Here is a 17,800-nt window from a genome sequence, read left to right as displayed (position 1 = left end):
GATAAAGCATGTTAATGGTTTTGGGTTTGTTTGTGTTTGAGCGCCGCACGCTGCCCTATCAGTCCATGCAGTATTCGAAGGATTACCGCTGGGCGTCAAACGACCGTATCGGCAAGCCACCTGCTTACCAGTATCTCGGGGAAGGTGAAACCACGCGCACGCTGTCGGGTGTGCTCTATCCCGAAATTACCGGCGGACGTCTGTCACTGACCGCCATCGAGCTGATGGCAGACGAGGGGCGAGCGTGGCCGCTGATTGACGGAACGGGCATGATCCACGGCATGTATGTCATCGACAAAGTGACGCACACGCACACCGAGCTATTCAGCGACGGAGCGGCGAGAAAAATCGAGTTTAGCCTTTCCCTTAAGCGGGTCGATAAATCGCTGGCGGCCATTTATGGCGACCTGAAAACGCAGGCCGACAATCTGGTCACGTCTACCGGTGACTGGCTGGGAGGGCTGGCAGGATGATTACAGGAATGGATATTCAGGCCGGGGCGAAGATTGCCCCGGCGTTTATGCTCAAGCTCGATAACGACGATATCACCCAGGATTTTAGTGACCGCCTTATCAGCCTGACCATGACCGACAATCGCGGATTCGAGGCCGACCAGCTCGATATCGAGCTCGATGACACTGACGGCCAGATAGCTTTGCCACCGCGTGGCGCAACGTTGACGCTGTGGTTAGGCTGGCAGGGATCCGCGCTGATAAAAAAAGGTACGTTCACGGTTGACGAAATCGAGCACAGGGGCGCACCTGATACGCTTACCATCCGGGGGCGAAGCGCCGATTTTCGCGGGTCGCTGAACTCGCGCCGGGAACAGTCATGGCATGACACCACGCTCGGGCAAATTGTCGAGACGATTGCGGCACGCAATAAGCTGACGGCCAGCGTGGTCGACACGCTGAAAGCCGTCGCCGTGCCTCACATTGACCAGTCGCAGGAATCGGACGCGGTGTTTCTTTCCCGCCTGGCTGACCGGAACGGTGCGGCGGTTTCGGTAAAAGCGGGAAAACTGTTATTCCTGAAAGCGGGGAGCGGTAAGACGGCCAGCGGAAAGCCCATTCCGCAGATGACGCTTGAGCGCGGCGACGGCGATCGTCATCAGTTTGCGATTGCTGACCGGGAAGCCTATACCGGCGTGACGGCAAAGTGGCTGCACACCAAAGACCCGAAGCCGCAAAAGCAAAAGGTGACGCTCAAGAGAAAGCCCAAAGAGAAACACCTCCGCGCGCTGCAGCACCCGAAAGCGACCAAAGCCCCGGCAAGGGCCAAAGCCAAAAAAGAGCAGGAAGCGCGCGAGGGTGAGTATATGGCCGGTGAGGCTGACAACGTGCTGGAGCTGACGACCATTTACGCGACAAAGGCGCAGGCCATGCGCGCCGCTCAGGCGAAGTGGGACAAGCTGCAGCGCGGCGTCGCGGAGTTTTCAATCTCGCTGGCGATTGGCCGGGCAGATTTATTTCCTGAAACGCCGATAGCGGTCAAAGGCTTTAAGCGCGTTATAGACGAGCAGTCTTGGATAATCAGCCGGGTGGTGCATAACCTCAACGGGAGCGGCTACACGACGGGCTTAGAGCTTGAGGTTAAGGTTTCGGATGTGGAGTACGAAAGCGAAGAAGTAACGCAGTGATTTGTTTTTAAGTATTTGTTATATATGGGTAAAGTGAGTAAAATTAATGCATCGGAAATTAATTGAGGTGCTCGCCATGTTTCACTGTCCAAAATGTCATTTTGCCGCTCACGCCCGCACAAGTCGCTATTTTACCGACACGACCAAAGAGCGCTATCACCAGTGCACAAACATCAACTGCAGCGCGACGTTTGTGACCACCGAAACGGTCGAGCGCTTTATTGTATCGCCGGGAGTAGTAGTACCAGCGGCACCGCACCCGACATCATCCGGCCAGCAACAAATCCATTGGCAGTGACTAAAAGAAAGCCCCGCAATGCGGGGCTTTTGTGTGTTTTAAATTACATAAATATCGGTAAAGGGCCAGAAGCGCAAATTGACTTAATGTAATTAACTGTATGCAGACTATGATTTTTCAGAATATTTCACTATTCGTTCAGTTATTCAAATTATTTTGCATTAAGTCTCATTCTGGTTTGACTTTGGGTGGCGCAAAAGTCCGAACGTTAATGCTTATATGAATTCATCATCAACTGCTGTAAGCATATCATTTTACGTAACTCAGGGTAGGGACGTTTGAGGCTAATTGAGTAAATCAATAGAAAGTGGGTTTTTTTCATGCTATGTTTTTAGTGTTTAGATCTCACGCTATAGTTTTAAACTAAGAGGGAATATGTTAACTGTATTTAATTGCGGACAAGGTGATGCAATAATGCTTGAAAGTGACTCTTGTGTGTTTAATTCACAAAAGCCACTCTACATTGATTTGGGGCCGTCAAGTTTTACATGCAATATTAATTCACCGGTGATAGATCTTCTTATAACACATTCTCACGATGACCATATATGTGGGAAATTTAATGGCAGCAACTTCATTGTAGACACCCTTTATATACCCGCTTACTTTCCCGAAATATACAAAATATTAAATAAATTATTGAGGGGGCAGTTCATTAAAATACCAACAGCATTCCAGCGTGTTGAATTATTGTGTGAAGGATCAACATTTGGAGGTTGTGGACATATGGAAGTATTGAACCCTCCCTTGGATCCAAATAAAATCTTCAGCAAAAAAGATACATCAGAAGTTTCACTTCAAGAGATTGAATTGTTTTTACAAGATAATGGAACAAGTGTAAATGACATTCTAAATCAGGATACTCCATTTAACAATATAACATATCCTGAAGGATATTCAGGGAGAACCTTTGTAATAATAGCGATTAATATAATAAAAAAATTAACGCGCAATGGTAATGTTACTATAGAGAAAGCAATTAAGAGATTTCTTGAGTTCGATGCGAATAAAATTAGTGTGGTATTCAAATATCATGAGGAAAACGTAGGTTTAGTATATTTAATGACTGGTGATGCGGATCGCTCTGTTTTTAATCGCTTAATTAATAGTAAGTATTGTTTAAAAGCAGATGTTCTAAAAGTCCCTCATCATGGGAGTATAAAAAACTTAAGTAAAACAATCTTATCAAAAATTTCACCGAGCGTGGCTATTATCTCGCATAACAATGGCAAGTTTGGCAGGGCAAGAGATACTCATCCAAACACTGAAGTAATTGACATGTTAAATAAATCAGGTTCGGCGGTATACTACACTAACGATGTGATTAAAAATGGGGTTTTAACTGAGAGTGCTCACTCTGGACCAATAGCAAATGCTGCTGCAGTTATTATATAAGGTGTTAACAAAGCGTCCGTAGCTCCCTTTGAGTAGGCGCCCAAACTGCTCAAGTTACTTTCTATATGTATTGTTATTTTATCCAGACCATTGAGAGGTTAGCCCCGCATTTGCGGGACTTCCTCTATCGATGTGGTCAATCTGTGGACGCGGCATGAAATAAATCCTTTTATTTCATTCTGTTGAAGCGTTTTCAAAAGCTCCTGCGGGAGCCTTTTTTATTATGTTTGACAATCCCTCACCATTTAGTTGTATAGTACAACTAAATGGTGAGGATATAACATGCACAGTGAAACCCCGGTAGTCAGTGTTATTCGACGTTCCTCGCGCCTGATGGTGCGAGAGTTAGGTTTTATGGGGTCTACCCTGGCCTCAACGAATTACTCGCCTTCGGCCGTCCATACTCTGGTCGAAATTGCTCTACGCAAAGAGATGACGGCGAGCCAGCTGGTGCAACTGCTGGGCCTGGAAAAGTCCAGCGTCAGCCGGATGCTGGCTCGCCTGATTGCCGCAGGCGAACTCGAGGAAGTCATTTCTGTTGAGGATGCGAGAGCGAAGAGCCTCAGGCTGACTGCGAAAGGTCACGAGACGGTCAGCAAAATTAATGCCTTCAGCAATGAGCGCGTGGTCACAGCAATAAAGCGTCTTGCTCCTGCTCAGCAGCAGACCATTTCTGAGGGGCTCTCCCTTTATGCCAACGCGCTGCTGGCATGCCGTGAAGCGGGCAGCGATATGCAGCCCGACGAGCTGAAGATAGTGCAGGGGTACATCCCCGGCATGATTGGCCGTATCGCGGAGATGCATGGCAGCTATTATTCGCGCGAACATAACTTTGGTCGCTTCTTCGAGGCTAAAGTGGCTTCAGGGCTGGCCGAGTTCAGTGAAAGACTGGAGAAGCCCTGTAATCAGATTTGGCTGGCAGTGCTCAACGATAAAATTGTCGGCTCGGTGGCAATCGATGGCGAGGATCTGGCGCCGGGTGAAGCCCATCTTCGCTGGTTTATTCTTGATGATGGCTGCCGGGGACACGGCGTGGGGAAAAAACTGCTGAATGAAGCGATGCGGTTCTGCGACAGTGGCGGTTTTTCTGCCGTGCACCTCTGGACGTTCAATAAGCTGACCGCCGCCCGGCGTCTGTACGAGTCGTTTGGGTTTACGCTGGTAAAGGAGTGGGAAGGCGACCAGTGGGGGAGCCTGATTACAGAGCAGCAGTTTACCCGGTACAGAGGGGCGTAATCGCGCCTAAAAAAGGCTCCTTTCGGAGCCGATTTGGTATCAGAACACTTTCTTGTACGGTCTGACCGTCACTTTTGCATACACACCCGCTGCAACGTACGGGTCTGCGTCAGCCCAGGCCTGAGCGGCTTCCTGGGATTCAAATTCAGCAATAACCGTGGAGCCGGCGAAACCGGCAGCACCCGGATCGTTGCTGTCTACTGCGGGCATGGGGCCAGCGGTCAGTAATCGGCCTTCATCCTGAAGCAACTGCAAACGTGCCAGATGCGCAGGGCGCACAGACTGGCGTTTTTCGAGCGAATCAGCAACATCTTCAGAGTAAATCACGTAAAACACGGCGGAGCTCCTTAACCGGTAAAAGTGTCAGTTACGTTATGTGAAAGGGCAAACGACTGCAATGTAAAATAAAAACAATGTTAATACCCTGATCTGAATGCGCCTTTTTTGGCCTCTCAGGCGCTAAAATTGCGCCAGAGCAAAGTGTCTTATTGAATATGATTGCTATTTGCATTTAAAATCAGGGTTCGGTTTTTTAACGTTGATGAATATGACTTCGATGACCCTTGATTTACCTCGCCGCTTTCCCTGGCCGACGCTGCTTTCTGTCGTGATTCACGGTGCCGTTGTGGCGGGGCTGCTGTATACCTCGGTTCATCAGGTTATTGAAATGCCCGCGCCCGCGCAGCCGATTTCCGTGACGATGGTATCGCCAGCGGATCTTGAACCGCCGCAGGTTGCCCCTCCGCCGCCACAGCCGGTGGCTGAACCGGAGCCAGAACCCGAACCCGTTCCGGAGCCACCGAAGGAAGCCCCGGTGGTGATCCACAAACCTGAACCGAAGCCAAAACCTAAGCCGAAGCCAAAGCCGGTGAAGAAGGTTGAGGAGCGTCCGAAACGCGAGGAACGTCCGGTTGAACCGCGCGCGACCCAGCCGGTAGAAAATTCAGCGCCTTCACGTCCGGTGATGAACAATACGGCAACGACGTCAAAGCCAACGGTTACCGCGCCAGCGGGCCCGCGAGCCGTAAGCCGCAATCAGCCTCAGTATCCGGCGCGAGCTCAGGCCTTGCGTATTGAAGGCCGCGTACGGGTGAAGTTTGATGTCACTGCGGATGGCCGCGTGGATAACGTGGAAATCTTATCTGCGCAACCTTCTAATATGTTTGAGCGCGAAGTGAAATCTGCTATGCGCAGATGGCGCTATGAGCCAGGCAAGCCGGGTAGCGGATTGATCGTCAATATTGTTTTCCGCCTGAACGGCGGGGCGCAGATGGAATAAAAAAAGCCTCCGAAAGGAGGCTTTTTTTTTGCCTGTCGATCAGGCCTGTGGAAGTTGACGAGGTTTACCCTCGCTGTCCACGGCGACATAAATAAACAGCGCTTCAGTGGCCTTATAACGTTGCCCAATCGGCTCAGAAGAGACTTTCTTGACCCAGACTTCGATGTTGATGGAAATGGAGGTATTACCGCGTTTCACGCAGCGCGCGTAGCAGCAAACCACATCACCCACCGCAACCGGGCGCAGGAAGGTCATGCCGTCCACTCTCACGGTGACCACGCGCCCGTGGGCAATCTCTTTTGCCAGAATTGCGCCGCCCATATCCATCTGCGACATCAGCCAGCCGCCAAAAATATCGCCATTGGCATTGGTGTCAGCGGGCATTGCCAGTGTGCGTAAAACCAGTTCGCCCTGAGGGGCGTTAGTTGTTGTCATTGTTTTAACTCGTAACGGAAGACTTCAGGCGGGATGCTACTATGATTCGCGTGCGGAGAGAATAGACCAGAACGCCCGTCGTTGACGTTCTGGTCAGTCAGTAATCAGTGGTTGTCGTCCTGCGGCATATGACGATAGATGTATACACCGCTTAACAGCGTGAAGATAAGCGTCAGCGCAGTCAGGCCAAAGACCTTAAAGTTGACCCAGATATCCTGCGGCAGCCAGAAGGCGATATAGATATTAGCGAGACCGCAGAGAATAAAGAAGATTGCCCAGGCAGTATTCAGACGCGACCAGACTACCTGCGGCAGCGTGAGTTCTTTACCTAACATGCTCTGGATAAGGGGCTTTTTCATGAACCATTGACTGAACAGTAATGCTGCTGCAAACAATGCATAAATAACAGTCACCTTCCACTTAATAAATTCAACATCATGCAAGGCAATGGTCAATCCACCGAACACCGCCACTAGGATGAACGTAATAAGCGCCATTTTTTCGACTTTGCGATAGCGAATCCAGCTATAGATCAGCACAACGGCGGTCACAACGATTAATGCTTTTGTTGCAGCAAAAATGTCGTACAACTTATAGACAGCGAAAAACACCGCGAGTGGTAAAAAATCAAGAAACTGCTTCATTCTGTGATTCCATCTTCTGAGCGGGGCGGGAGACAGCGATGCCCCCCGCCTCGGGATTACTGACGAATTAACATATACAGGCGGAACAGATAGACGAGCAGTACCGCTGAAATGAGATTGCTCAGCGTATTCGCCACCACGGCGCCAACATTAGGCGTTAATACCGCAAAATTCGGCGCAAACAATAACAGCAGCGTTTTGGCCAGCAGCCAGCCGATCACGGCGGGCGCCACCAGACGCATATTAGCCCATGCCAGTCTGATGCTGCTGCGCATCGCGGTAAAAATACCCATCTTATCCTGCACGACCATCACCGGGGCAAATGAGAGCACGATAGCCAGTAATACCCCCGGCACCACGACCAGCATAATCCCCATCTGCACCAGCAGGGTGGTCAAAAAGATCAGGATAAACAGCTTCGGTAAGACCGGCGCGCTGGCACCAATCGCCCGTAAGGCGCTGACCCGGTGACCTGCCGATACCAGTTGAATCATCAGCAAAACGCCGCCCGCCAGAACCGCATTACCAATCAGGCCTGAGAACGTGGACGCGGCAGAAGCGCGCAGCAGAATTTGCTGCTGCTCAGGCGTCATGTTTTGCACCAGCTCAAACAACCCCACGCTGCCCGCAAGATGGTCGCCCTGGCTCAGGCTGGCAATCTGTTCTTCACTCGGTGAGAACGCATGACCCAGCACCACCGTGATAAAGGCGCAAAGCAACGCGATCAGTAAAAAGGTAATGAACTGATTGCGGAAAAAGTTTCCCGTGTCACGGTAGACAGACTTCGCCGTGATAGACATGCACTCTCCTTGAGTATTGCAGGTGTTAATTAGCCGGCAATTGTACACCGGATGCACCTGCTGTGGCAGCATCAAGGCTTGTATGGAAAAGCATATCTTTGTAAAGCGGCGGTAATCCAACGCGGGCGCGGGCGCGGTTACAGGCTTCGTTGACCTGCCCATCTTCCCCCGACATGGCAAATTCCCGGCACGGGCTGGGGCGATCCTCATAGATGGAACAGCGGGTCGCGACCCCAGGCTCACCCTGTAGCGCCACACAGCGGGCCTGCTTTTGGTTCGTGCCGCTCATGCAGCGCAGAAAGGGGGTTAACGGCTCGGTAAGATGAACCGGAACGGTACCGCCGCCATCGCTGGCTTCGGCCCAGTAGAAAGAGACTCGAAAATACGCACAACAGGCTCCGCACGTCATGCACGGGTTAATATCACTCATGGCACACCTGCAAAAGAAGAACGCATCAAATCAACTTGTGAGAGCGATAAATTATCCAGCCGCCAGAGGAAGAGCAAGAGGGGGAAAAGGGAAAATTTTGTAACCGTGAAATGCCAAAAATTGACATGGAAACAACTTACTGGTTTTGGATGCGTAACAAAAAATTAATCCAGATCAATGAATGTTAAGTTACTGGTTTTAATGTGATCTGTGGCAGATCACTTATTACCCTTTTGTGAGTATATTCTCATCCGCGATTAAAACCACAACGATGGAGCGGATATGAAAAAATTAGCGGTGGCAGCCCTTGTATTAAGCAGTCTCTCTGGCGGCGCGTATGCGCATGAAGCAGGCGAATTCTTTATTCGTGCCGGTTCGGCTACGGTTCGCCCAACTGAAGGATCGGATAACGTGCTGGGAATGGGCGGTTTTAACGTCAGTAATAACACCCAGTTAGGTTTAACCTTTACCTGGATGGCGACGGATAACGTGGGCGTTGAGCTTCTGGCCGCAACGCCGTTCCGTCATCGCGTCGGTTTAGGACCAACCGGTGATATCGCCACGGTTCACCATTTACCGCCAACGCTGATGGCGCAATGGTACTTTGGCGACTCAAGCAGCAAGGTGCGTCCATATATTGGCGCCGGTGTGAACTACACCACCTTCTTTGATGAGAAATTCAACGATACCGGTAAAGAGGCGGGTCTGACGGACCTCAGCCTGAAAGATTCGTGGGGCATGGCGGGACAGGTCGGTCTGGATTACCTGATTAACCGCGACTGGCTGATCAACGCCTCGGTCTGGTATATGGATATTGATACGGACGTACGCTTCAAGGCGGGCGGCCAGCAGCAAAGTATCAATACTCGCCTGGATCCGTGGGTGTTTATGTTCTCTGCGGGTTATCGTTTCTGATCCCACGTCAAACTGGCCACAGGGTGGCCAGTTTGCTTTGCTCACATCAAAACGACGGATAAACCGGCCGCTCATCAAGCTTTACGCAGTGCCTCAGGATCGTTTCCCCATCATATAAATAGCTGAAAGCGTCGCTGGACAGGGAATGGAAGAGAATATCGCCGTTGGCAAACGGGATAATTTCGGTATCACCCGCACGTTTATGTCCCGCGCCGGTTTCAAAATGACCGCGCCACCGTTCCTGGGTATGGTCATAAACGTGAAGAATAACCTCGACAAGTCCTCTTTGCGGACAATTAAGGCGCAGGAAGGTAGAAGAAAAATTCAGGGACAGCGCATGGAAGGGAATCAATAAGGCGAAAACCAGTAAAGCTCGTAAATACATCAAACCGCGAAAACCTCCTTCAAAAGGGAAATGAGATTTTACTTAAGTCAAAAATCACGTTTTTGCCGTGGATCAAGATGTCTTATAATTCAATACGATAAAGGCCCCTGACGAGGCCCTTAACGATCATTTTTGAATCAGATAGCGAATGGTTGGGCCATCCTGCTGGATATCCAGCACCGTATAACCGTGGTTTTTCGCATCCAGCGGTATGTTGTTGATGGACTGCGGGCAGTCGCTGACCACCTCCAGAATTTCACCTTTCTTAAGCTGCGGCAGCGCTTCAAGCGTAGCCACCGCCGGATATGGACAGGGCTCGCCAACCATATCCAGACGATAATCAGGCACAATCTCTTTCATGCTGCATTCTCCTGCGTTTTTGTTTTAACGCTCGCACGGCGGAAGAAACGTCTCTCCTGTGCGACGACCAGTAAAAAAGCGACCAACAGCAGGGCGTAGGTGACGAGCAGGCCGCCGAGAGGCCCGAAGGTTTTCAGCAGGTTGACCTTATCCCAGTTGGTGGCCAGGACGGGAGACACGTCATCCCAGTAGTACGCCAGGATCGTCGAGCCAATCACATTTCCCAGACCCACCCACCAGTAGTGCACCTGGCCTTCGACGGCGCGATACATCCAGCCGGTTTCACACCCGCCAGCCAGCACGATCCCGAAGCCGAACAGCAGGCCGCCAATGACCGCGTTAGGACCGGCCCACATGATTTTTGGTTCGACGCCCAGTTGAACATAGCTGAAGATGCCGATGGCGCTGACCGCCATCCCGGCGATAATCGCCTTCGCCATCATCGTGCGCCCGGTGATCCACATATCGCGAAACGCGGAGGTAAAGCAGATCTGCGCGCGTTCAATGAGCAGACCAAAACCCACACCGAACAGCATCGCCAGACCGAGCTTAGGTTGGTTCAGGGCGGTGCAGAGCGCCCATGCCACCATGGCGAAAAAGACCAGCATCCCGAGGCGGAAACGGCGGCGGGCCTGAGAGGGCTTCTGGGTTAACGGAGATGCTGCGCTGACTTTTGTCATTTTCACTGGAATACGAAACAGCGGCAGCAGGGTGAATTTTGCGCCAAAGTAAGAGCCGATGGCCGTGGCGACGGCAAAGAACCAGGCGTGAAGCGAAAACTGCGGGATCCCGGTAAAGAAGGCGGCAAGGTTACACCCCATCGCCAGACGCGCGCCGAATCCGGCAATCATGCCGCCGACAACCGCCTGCACAATGCGGATCCGGCTTTTGGGCATACGCAACTTAACGTTGTTTGCCCACAGCGCGGCAGCGAAGCAGCCGCCGAACATGCCGATGATCATCATCCCGTCGATGCGGGTGAGCGGCGTACCGTCCAGATGAATGAGTTTAAAGTAGCCCCACTCTTCGGCATGTACGCCAGCGAGTTGCAGCAGTTGGCCACCCCAGCGGGTGAACTCGCCGGTTACGGCCCAGAAGGTACCGGTAATGCCAAAATAATAAGTAGAGAGAATGCCTGCCGCGATAACGGCCGGAACGGGTGACCAGAACTTAACCAGGTAAGCCTGTTTGAAGGATTGCCATGACATGAATAAGCCTCTGAACTCAGAAGGATTAAAGATAAAAAAGAGTCCAGATCATACGCTTACACGACAGTTTGAAAAGCCATTCACACCGAAAATATCGAAAGGATCAATTTTAACTTCATCCTTTGTTGATGGCGGGGAATAAAGGCTAACCGTCTGGCAGGGATGCCAGACGGTGGAGGGATCAGACTTTACGCGTCGCCGCCTTCATGGCGGTCACAAACGCCTTCAGCTCGGCCAGCATCTGCTCGGGCTTGTCCACGTTCTTCTCGATGATCTTCACAATCGCAGAGCCGGAAATGGCACCCGCAGCCTTCGCGTCAATCGCCGCGGTGACTTGATCCGGAGAGGAGATCCCGAAGCCCTGCAGCGGCGGTGCGGCATGGTACTCGGCCAGCTTCTCCACCAGATGATGCAGCGGCAATGCGGCCTTATTCTCGGCACCGGTCACGCCTGCGCGGGAGAGCAGGTAGGTATAACCGCGCCCGTAAGAGGCAATCTGGCGCAGCAGCTCATCGTCCGCGTTTGGCGGGCAGATGAAAATAGGGGCGACATTGTGACGCATCGCAGCCTGGCGGAACGGCGCGGACTCTTCAACCGGCACGTCGGCGACCAGAACGGAGTCGACACCCACGCGTGCGCACTCTGCGTAAAACTCATCGATACCGCGGTTGAACACCAGATTGGCATACATCAGCAGGCCAATCGGGATAGTGGGGTGCTTCTGACGGATCGCCGCCAGCATCTCGAAGCACTGGGTCGGCGTGACGCCTGAGGCAAACGCGCGCAGCGTCGCATTCTGGATGGTCGGGCCATCCGCCAGCGGGTCAGAGAACGGGATCCCCAGCTCCAGCGCATCGGCACCGGCTTCAATCAGGGTGTCGATGATCTTCAGCGACTGTTCAGGGCCCGGATCGCCCAGGGTGACGAAGGGAACGAACGCGCCTTCCTGGCGGGATTTCAGTTCTGCAAATACGTTATCGTAGCGTTCCATCAGATTTCCCCTCGTGCTTTCAGAATATCGTGAACGGTGAAGATATCTTTGTCACCGCGTCCGGAAAGGTTGACCACCAGCAGCTGCTCTTTTTCCGGATTGTCTTTCATCATTTTCAGCGCATGGGCCAGAGCGTGTGAAGACTCCAGCGCCGGGATGATCCCTTCGCTGCGGCACAGCGTTTTGAACGCTTCCAGCGCTTCGTCATCGGTAATGGAGACATAGTCCGCACGACCAGTGCTGTTCAGATAGGCGTGCTGCGGCCCGACGGATGGGAAGTCGAGGCCGGCAGAGATAGAGTAAGACTCTTCAATCTGGCCTTCATCGGTCTGCATCATCGGGGATTTCATGCCGAAGTAGATCCCCACGCGGCCATGCTTCAGCGGCGCGCCGTGTTCACCCGATTCAATGCCGTGACCCGCAGGCTCGACGCCAATCAGACCCACGCTGGTGTCGTCGATAAAGTCTGCGAACATGCCGATGGCGTTAGATCCGCCGCCGACGCAGGCGATGACCGCATCCGGCAGACGACCCTCTTTTTCGAGGATCTGCGCTTTGGTCTCTTCCCCGATCATGCGCTGGAATTCACGCACGATGGTCGGGAACGGGTGCGGGCCCGCCGCGGTACCGAGCATATAGTGCGCGGTTTCGTAGCTGCCAGACCAGTCGCGCAGCGCTTCGTTACAGGCATCCTTCAGCGTCGCGGAGCCGCTGTGCACCGGGATCACTTCTGCACCCATCAGACGCATACGGAAAACGTTTGGAGACTGACGCTCAACGTCTTTCGCCCCCATATAGATGCGGCATTTCAGACCGAGCAGGGCGCTGGCGAGCGCCGAGGCCACGCCGTGCTGGCCTGCGCCGGTTTCGGCGATGATTTCGGTTTTGCCCATACGCTTCGCAAGCAGCGCCTGGCCCAGCACCTGGTTAGTCTTGTGCGCGCCGCCGTGCAGCAGGTCTTCACGCTTAAGATACAGCGTGGTTTTCGTGCCTTCCGTCAGATTGCGGCATTTGGTCAGGGCCGTTGGGCGGCCTGCATAGTTTTTCAGCAGGTCGGTAAATTCGGCCTGAAATGCCGGATCCTTCTGTGCGCTCACAAACGCTTCTTCCAGCTGGCGCAGCGCGGGCATCAGGATTTGCGGGACGTACATCCCGCCGAACTCACCAAAATACGGGTTAAGTAATGTCGTCATCTTCTCTTCCTTAATATGCACGCAGAGTTTTAAAAACCGAGGCCAGTTTGCTGGCATCTTTAATACCCGGCTGGGACTCTACGCCTGAATTGAAATCGAGGCCTGCGCAGCCGGTTTTCGCGGCTTCTACACAGTTGTCCGGGCTTAAACCGCCCGCCAGCAGGACGTTGTCCAGCTTTTCACCGTTCAGCAGAGACCAGTCAAAACGCTGGCCGGTTCCGCCCTGGCCGTTATCGAGGACGTATTTGTCCACGTGGTTCAGGTTACGCGGGGGCAACGTATCGTCAACGCGTTGCGCTTTCCAGATCTGTACCTGCGGTGCCAGCGTGGCGCGCAGGGCATCGATATAGGCCTGATCTTCATCGCCGTGAAGCTGCACCGCGCTCAGGGATAACGCGTCGGCTTTTTCAACCACCTCTGCGATATCTGCATTGCGGAACACGCCAACATAGCTGAGCGGAGCCGCGGCGATGACCTTACGCGCCTGCTCTTCGCTGACCGCGCGAGGGGAGGAATCCACAAAAATCAGCCCGCCATAAATCGCTCCGGCTTCATACACGGCCTGGGCGTCCTGTTCGCGGGTTAAGCCGCAGACTTTGTTTTCACCCAGCAGCACGCGACGTACTGCCGCATTGAGATCGTCATGTTCCATCATGGCGGAGCCAATCAGGAAACCGTTGGCGAAGTGGCTCAGCTCGCGCACCTGGGCGTAGCTGTTAATGCCGGATTCGCTGATCACTGTGACGCCAGATCCCAGACGCGGCGCCAGCTGGCGCGTGCGGTTCAGGTCAATGGACAGATCACGCAGATCGCGGTTGTTAATGCCTACCACTTTGGCTTCCAGCGCAATCGCGCGCTCCAGCTCCTCTTCATTACTCACTTCGGTCAGCACGCCCATTTTCAGGCTGTGCGCGACGGCAGAGAGCTGGCGATACTGCTCGTCGTCAAGCACCGAGAGCATCAGCAGGCAGGCGTCAGCCTGGTAAAAGCGCGCCAGCCAGATCTGATACGGATCAATGATAAAGTCTTTGCACAGGATCGGCTGCGGCGCGATGCCGCTGACGATCGGCAGAAAATCGAAGCTGCCCTGAAAATATTTCTCATCCGTCAGCACGGAGATGGCGGACGCATGATGCTTATAAATGCCGGCAATACGTGCCAGGTCGAAATCGTCACGGATAACGCCTTTAGACGGAGACGCTTTTTTGCACTCAAGAATAAACGCGGTGCGCGCACCCTGCAGGGCGTCATAGAAACGACGGCTGCTCGGGACGACGTCATTCTGAAAACTGGCAAGCGGCTGCTGTTGCTTGCGGGCTTCCACCCAGATGGCCTTATCGGCAACGATTTTCGCTAAAACGGTCTGCATTCTTTACCCTCTTGCCGCAAGTGCGGTAACGCGATCGTAAGCTGCACCGGAGCGCAGTACATCCAGAACTTTTTGAACGTTGGCCTTCAGGTCCTCCTCGCCGTGCAAACGCATCAGCATGGCGACGTTGGCAGCAACGGCGGCCTCATGGGCAACCTCTCCCTTACCTTGTAATAAGCGCGTCAGAATGTCACGGTTTTCTTCCGGGGTACCGCCGGCCAGCGCTTCCTGGTGATACGGGGTTAAACCAAAGTCAGCGGCTTCCAGCTGGTAGCTCAGGATTTCACCGTCGCGCAGTTCAGCTACCAGCGTCGGCGCATGCAGTGACACTTCATCCATTCCGCCGCTGTGCACCACGGCGGCACGCTGGTAACCCAGCACGCGCAGCGTCTCTGCAATCGGCAGGACCAGTTCCGGACTGTAGACACCGATCAGCGCCAGCGGCGGATGGGCCGGGTTGATCAGGGGGCCGAGCACGTTAAACAGCGTGCGGGTTTTAAGCTGCTGACGAACCGGCATTGCGTGGCGGAAACCGGTGTGATACTTCGGCGCAAACAGGAAGCAGACGCCGAGGTCATCCAGCGCTTCACGGGAACGTTCGGCGTTCATATCGAGATTAATGCCGAATGCCGCGAGCAAATCAGACGAGCCCGACCGGCTGGACACGCTGCGGTTACCGTGTTTCGCCACTTTCAGGCCACACGCTGCGGCCACAAAGGCGCTGGCGGTTGAAATATTGATACTGTTGCTGCCGTCACCGCCGGTGCCGACGATATCGGCAAACGGATAGTCCGGACGCGGGAACGGGGCGGCATTTTCCAGCAGGGCCGTGGCGGCACCGGCGATCTCCTGCGGGCTTTCACCGCGGACCTTCATGCTCACCAGCGCGGCCGCCAGCTGTTCCGGCTTCAGTTCGCCGCGAACCACGGCGGAGAAGAGCTGGTGGCTCTCCTGCTGGCTCAGGGTTTGCGCCTGATACAGTTTTTCCAGAATCGGCTGGAGGGTGTTGGTCTGCTCCAGCTTCTGTAACGCCCAGTCGAGGGTCTGCTCCAGCAGGCGGGCACCGTGGGAGGTCAGGATGGATTCCGGATGGAACTGCATCCCGCAGACGCGATCCGCGTCGTGACGTACCGCCATCACCATCCCTTCAAACGAGGCGTTGATCGTCAGCCCGGCGGGAATGTTGCTGCCGACCAGCGAGTGGTAGCGCGCGACCGGGAGCGGATTCGGCAGCCCGGCAAACATCGCCTGGCCGTCATGTTCGATGCTGGACGCTTTACCGTGGAGGATTTCACCCGCCTGGCCAACGTAGCCGCCATAGGCTTCAACAATCGCCTGATGACCGAGGCAGATGCCGATAATCGGCAGCTTGCCGCGCATACGGGTCAGCAGCTCCGGCATACAGCCTGCTTCGCTCGGTGCGCCTGGCCCCGGAGAGAGCATCAGCACCGGGTTTTGCATGGTGGCCAGACGGTCAACCAGGGTCTGCGCCGGTACGTGGTTGCGATAGATAACGACGTTATGGCCATTCGCACGCAGCTGATCTGCCAGGTTATAGGTAAAGGAGTCGATATTATCGAGCAGCAGAATGTCAGCCATCAGAAAATCTCCTGTGCGTGGTGTGCGGTAGCAATGGCGCGAAGGACCGCACGGGCTTTACTGCGCGTTTCGTCAGCTTCAGACTGCGGAACAGAATCAAGAACAATCCCGGCACCCGCCTGGACGGTGGCAATACCGTCTTCGACATAGGCGGAGCGGATCACGATGCAGGTATCGAGGTCACCGTGGGCCGTAAAATAGCCCACTGCGCCGCCGTAGCTGCCGCGACGACGCCCTTCGGCGGCGGCAATCAGCTGCATGGCGCGCACTTTCGGCGCACCGCTCAGGGTGCCCATGTTCATGCAGGCGCGGTAGGCGTGAAGCACGTCGAGGTCCTGGCGCAGCTCACCGACCACGCGGGAGACCAGGTGCATCACGAACGAATAGCGGTCGACTTTAGTCAGGTCCGCCACGTAGCGGCTGCCTGGGGTGCAAATACGAGCCAGATCGTTACGCGCCAGGTCAACCAGCATCAGGTGCTCGGAGAGCTCTTTATGGTCGGTGCGCATTTCCAGCTCGATGCGGCTGTCGAGATCGCGATCCAGCGAGCCGTCTGCGCGACGTCCACGTGGACGGGTTCCGGCGATCGGGTAGATCTCAATCTGACGGCTGGTGGCGTCATATTTCAGCGAGCTTTCCGGCGAGGCGCCGAACAGCGTGAAGTCGTTGTCCTGCATAAAGAACATGTACGGGCTTGGGTTGCTCTTTTTCAGCACGTCATAAGCGGCCAGCGGAGACGGGCAGGGCAGAGAGAAGCGACGGGACGGTACAACCTGGAAAATTTCCCCGGCGCGAATCGCTTTTTGCATCTGGCGAACCACGGCACCGTACTGATCGTCGGTCTGGTTCACATCGCAGGTCATTTTTTCCACGCGCTGTACCGGCAGTGCAGGTGGCGCTTCCGTCATCTGCTGCTGAAGCTGCGCGATACGGTGCTCAAGACGGTTTTTCTCAGCGGTCGAAGGCGTGAACAGGCTGGCCTGGATACGGGTGTACTGTTTCTGATGGTCGATCACCAGCAGGGTTTCGGCCAGATAGAAGCAATAGTCCGGGCAGCGATTGCCCTGCTCGGTTTCCGGTAAATCTTCAAATCCGGCGACCAGGTCGTAGGCAAACAGTCCGCCAAAGAACATCGCTTCACGCTCATCGTGCGGAACGGTGACCAGGTTCTGCAGCAGGCGGAAGGCATCAAAGACGGAAAGGGAGCACAGGCGCGCGTCTTCATCCAGCAACTGGCTAACCGGCGGGAAATGCAGAATGCGCATTTCTGGATGACGTTCGTTTTCGATGCCTGAAGGCAGGGCGGCATCCAGCAGTGGCAGCAGCGAGGCGCCGTTGTCTGATAAGGCCTTAATTGTGACAGTGTCACCTAGAGCGGTAATGCGCAACGCGCTGTCGACCAGCAGCAGGCTCTTGAGATCGTCCTTGCTGTCAATGTCCGCAGATTCCAGCAGCAGCGTTGCCGGGCGTGCCCCGCACACCTGATGAAACAGCGCGGTCGGGTTGTGGCGATAGGCCGCCTCGCAGGTCAGCAATTCGAGATGGGGTTTGGCTGTTTGCATGTTGGTGTTCTCATTTATTCTGTTCAAAAAAAAGCCCGCTGGGTAGCGGGCGGGTATCTGTT

Annotated in this window: 20 protein-coding genes and 1 other annotated feature (1 of these 21 only partly in view); of the genes, 7 read left to right on the top strand and 13 right to left on the bottom strand. The window is 54.2% G+C overall.

The window, feature by feature from the left end:
• Positions 1–8 precede the first annotated feature (8 nt).
• The 5 genes from LJA86_RS08625 (at position 9) to LJA86_RS08605 (ending at position 4,568) form a co-directional block, all read left to right on the top strand.
• Entirely contained in the window at positions 9–473 is a 465-nt protein-coding gene (locus LJA86_RS08625; protein WP_032674942.1) for a phage tail protein, read from the top strand.
• Positions 470–1,639 (top strand): phage late control D family protein, encoded by a 1,170-nt coding sequence (locus tag LJA86_RS08620; protein ID WP_032674941.1) that lies wholly within the window; start codon positions 470–472, stop codon positions 1,637–1,639. Before LJA86_RS08625 ends, LJA86_RS08620 begins: the two co-directional genes overlap by 4 nt.
• A 76-nt stretch (positions 1,640–1,715) precedes the next feature.
• Positions 1,716–1,937: a DNA-binding transcriptional regulator gene (locus tag LJA86_RS08615; RefSeq protein ID WP_014884122.1), complete on the top strand. Its 222-nt coding sequence runs from the start codon at positions 1,716–1,718 to the stop codon at positions 1,935–1,937.
• Positions 1,938–2,312: 375 nt separating this feature from the next.
• The gene (locus tag LJA86_RS08610; protein WP_162790825.1) at positions 2,313–3,332 is read left to right on the top strand and encodes a ComEC/Rec2 family competence protein; all 1,020 of its coding nucleotides are present in this window, start codon (positions 2,313–2,315) and stop codon (positions 3,330–3,332) included.
• Positions 3,333–3,614: 282 nt separating this feature from the next.
• On the top strand, positions 3,615–4,568 hold the full coding sequence (locus LJA86_RS08605) for a bifunctional helix-turn-helix transcriptional regulator/GNAT family N-acetyltransferase (RefSeq protein WP_229226017.1): 954 nt from the start codon (positions 3,615–3,617) through the stop codon (positions 4,566–4,568).
• A gap of 39 nt (positions 4,569–4,607) precedes the next feature.
• Here the strand turns inward: LJA86_RS08605 and LJA86_RS08600 are convergent, their stop codons facing one another.
• Positions 4,608–4,904 (bottom strand): YciI family protein, encoded by a 297-nt coding sequence (locus LJA86_RS08600; protein ID WP_023327637.1) that lies wholly within the window; start codon positions 4,902–4,904, stop codon positions 4,608–4,610.
• 220 nt (positions 4,905–5,124) lie between these two features.
• Between LJA86_RS08600 and tonB the strand changes: the two genes are divergently transcribed.
• On the top strand, positions 5,125–5,847 hold the full coding sequence (tonB, locus tag LJA86_RS08595; protein ID WP_048223630.1) for a TonB system transport protein TonB: 723 nt from the start codon (positions 5,125–5,127) through the stop codon (positions 5,845–5,847).
• 39 nt (positions 5,848–5,886) lie between these two features.
• Here the strand turns inward: tonB and yciA are convergent, their stop codons facing one another.
• From yciA to LJA86_RS08575, 4 genes are all read right to left on the bottom strand, one after another.
• Entirely contained in the window at positions 5,887–6,282 is a 396-nt protein-coding gene (yciA, locus tag LJA86_RS08590; RefSeq protein WP_008502796.1) for an acyl-CoA thioester hydrolase YciA, read from the bottom strand.
• Between the two features lie 104 nt (positions 6,283–6,386).
• Positions 6,387–6,926, bottom strand: coding sequence for a septation protein A (locus tag LJA86_RS08585; RefSeq protein WP_028018783.1), 540 nt, complete (start codon positions 6,924–6,926; stop codon positions 6,387–6,389).
• Positions 6,927–6,982: 56 nt separating this feature from the next.
• A complete protein-coding gene (locus LJA86_RS08580) occupies positions 6,983–7,726 on the bottom strand; it encodes a YciC family protein (RefSeq protein WP_033145752.1) in 744 nt (247 codons plus the stop codon).
• A 25-nt stretch (positions 7,727–7,751) separates the two neighbouring features.
• Positions 7,752–8,156: a YkgJ family cysteine cluster protein gene (locus tag LJA86_RS08575; RefSeq protein WP_032674935.1), complete on the bottom strand. Its 405-nt coding sequence runs from the start codon at positions 8,154–8,156 to the stop codon at positions 7,752–7,754.
• Positions 8,157–8,438: 282 nt separating this feature from the next.
• Here LJA86_RS08575 and ompW point away from each other — a divergent pair, with 282 nt between their 5' ends.
• Positions 8,439–9,071, top strand: a complete 633-nt coding sequence (gene ompW, locus LJA86_RS08570; RefSeq protein ID WP_032674934.1) for an outer membrane protein OmpW — start codon at positions 8,439–8,441, stop codon at positions 9,069–9,071.
• Between the two features lie 46 nt (positions 9,072–9,117).
• Here ompW and LJA86_RS08565 read toward each other — a convergent pair whose 3' ends face one another.
• The 8 genes from LJA86_RS08565 to LJA86_RS08530 all read right to left on the bottom strand — a co-directional run bounded on the left by LJA86_RS08565 (position 9,118) and on the right by LJA86_RS08530 (position 17,738).
• Positions 9,118–9,456, bottom strand: a complete 339-nt coding sequence (locus LJA86_RS08565; protein WP_196346458.1) for a hypothetical protein — start codon at positions 9,454–9,456, stop codon at positions 9,118–9,120.
• Positions 9,457–9,582: 126 nt separating this feature from the next.
• Entirely contained in the window at positions 9,583–9,816 is a 234-nt protein-coding gene (gene yedF / locus LJA86_RS08560; RefSeq protein ID WP_003856774.1) for a sulfurtransferase-like selenium metabolism protein YedF, read from the bottom strand.
• Entirely contained in the window at positions 9,813–11,024 is a 1,212-nt protein-coding gene (yedE, locus tag LJA86_RS08555) for a selenium metabolism membrane protein YedE/FdhT (protein ID WP_229226016.1), read from the bottom strand. The genes yedF and yedE overlap by 4 nt, the downstream gene beginning before the upstream one ends.
• 181 nt (positions 11,025–11,205) lie before the next feature.
• Positions 11,206–12,015 carry a tryptophan synthase subunit alpha gene (trpA, locus tag LJA86_RS08550; RefSeq protein WP_045908897.1) on the bottom strand — a complete coding sequence of 270 codons (810 nt, stop codon included), beginning with the start codon at positions 12,013–12,015 and terminating at the stop codon, positions 11,206–11,208.
• Positions 12,015–13,208, bottom strand: a complete 1,194-nt coding sequence (trpB, locus tag LJA86_RS08545; RefSeq protein ID WP_024907111.1) for a tryptophan synthase subunit beta — start codon at positions 13,206–13,208, stop codon at positions 12,015–12,017. The genes trpA and trpB overlap by 1 nt, the downstream gene beginning before the upstream one ends.
• A 10-nt stretch (positions 13,209–13,218) precedes the next feature.
• The gene (trpCF, locus tag LJA86_RS08540; RefSeq protein WP_229226015.1) at positions 13,219–14,577 is read right to left on the bottom strand and encodes a bifunctional indole-3-glycerol-phosphate synthase TrpC/phosphoribosylanthranilate isomerase TrpF; all 1,359 of its coding nucleotides are present in this window, start codon (positions 14,575–14,577) and stop codon (positions 13,219–13,221) included.
• A 3-nt stretch (positions 14,578–14,580) separates the two neighbouring features.
• The gene (gene trpD, locus LJA86_RS08535) at positions 14,581–16,176 is read right to left on the bottom strand and encodes a bifunctional anthranilate synthase glutamate amidotransferase component TrpG/anthranilate phosphoribosyltransferase TrpD (protein WP_229226014.1); all 1,596 of its coding nucleotides are present in this window, start codon (positions 16,174–16,176) and stop codon (positions 14,581–14,583) included.
• Positions 16,176–17,738, bottom strand: coding sequence for an anthranilate synthase component 1 (locus LJA86_RS08530; RefSeq protein WP_063621873.1), 1,563 nt, complete (start codon positions 17,736–17,738; stop codon positions 16,176–16,178). Before LJA86_RS08530 ends, trpD begins: the two co-directional genes overlap by 1 nt.
• 25 nt (positions 17,739–17,763) lie before the next feature.
• Positions 17,764–17,800: a sequence feature (Trp leader region), on the bottom strand; it runs 57 nt beyond the window's last position.

The organism is Enterobacter sp. TCD1-1, assembly GCF_020567405.1.
Lineage (GTDB): Bacteria > Pseudomonadota > Gammaproteobacteria > Enterobacterales > Enterobacteriaceae > Enterobacter > Enterobacter quasiroggenkampii.
The sequence above is the reverse complement of the archived record's forward strand: the minus strand, read 5'-3'. Positions and strand labels throughout refer to the sequence as shown.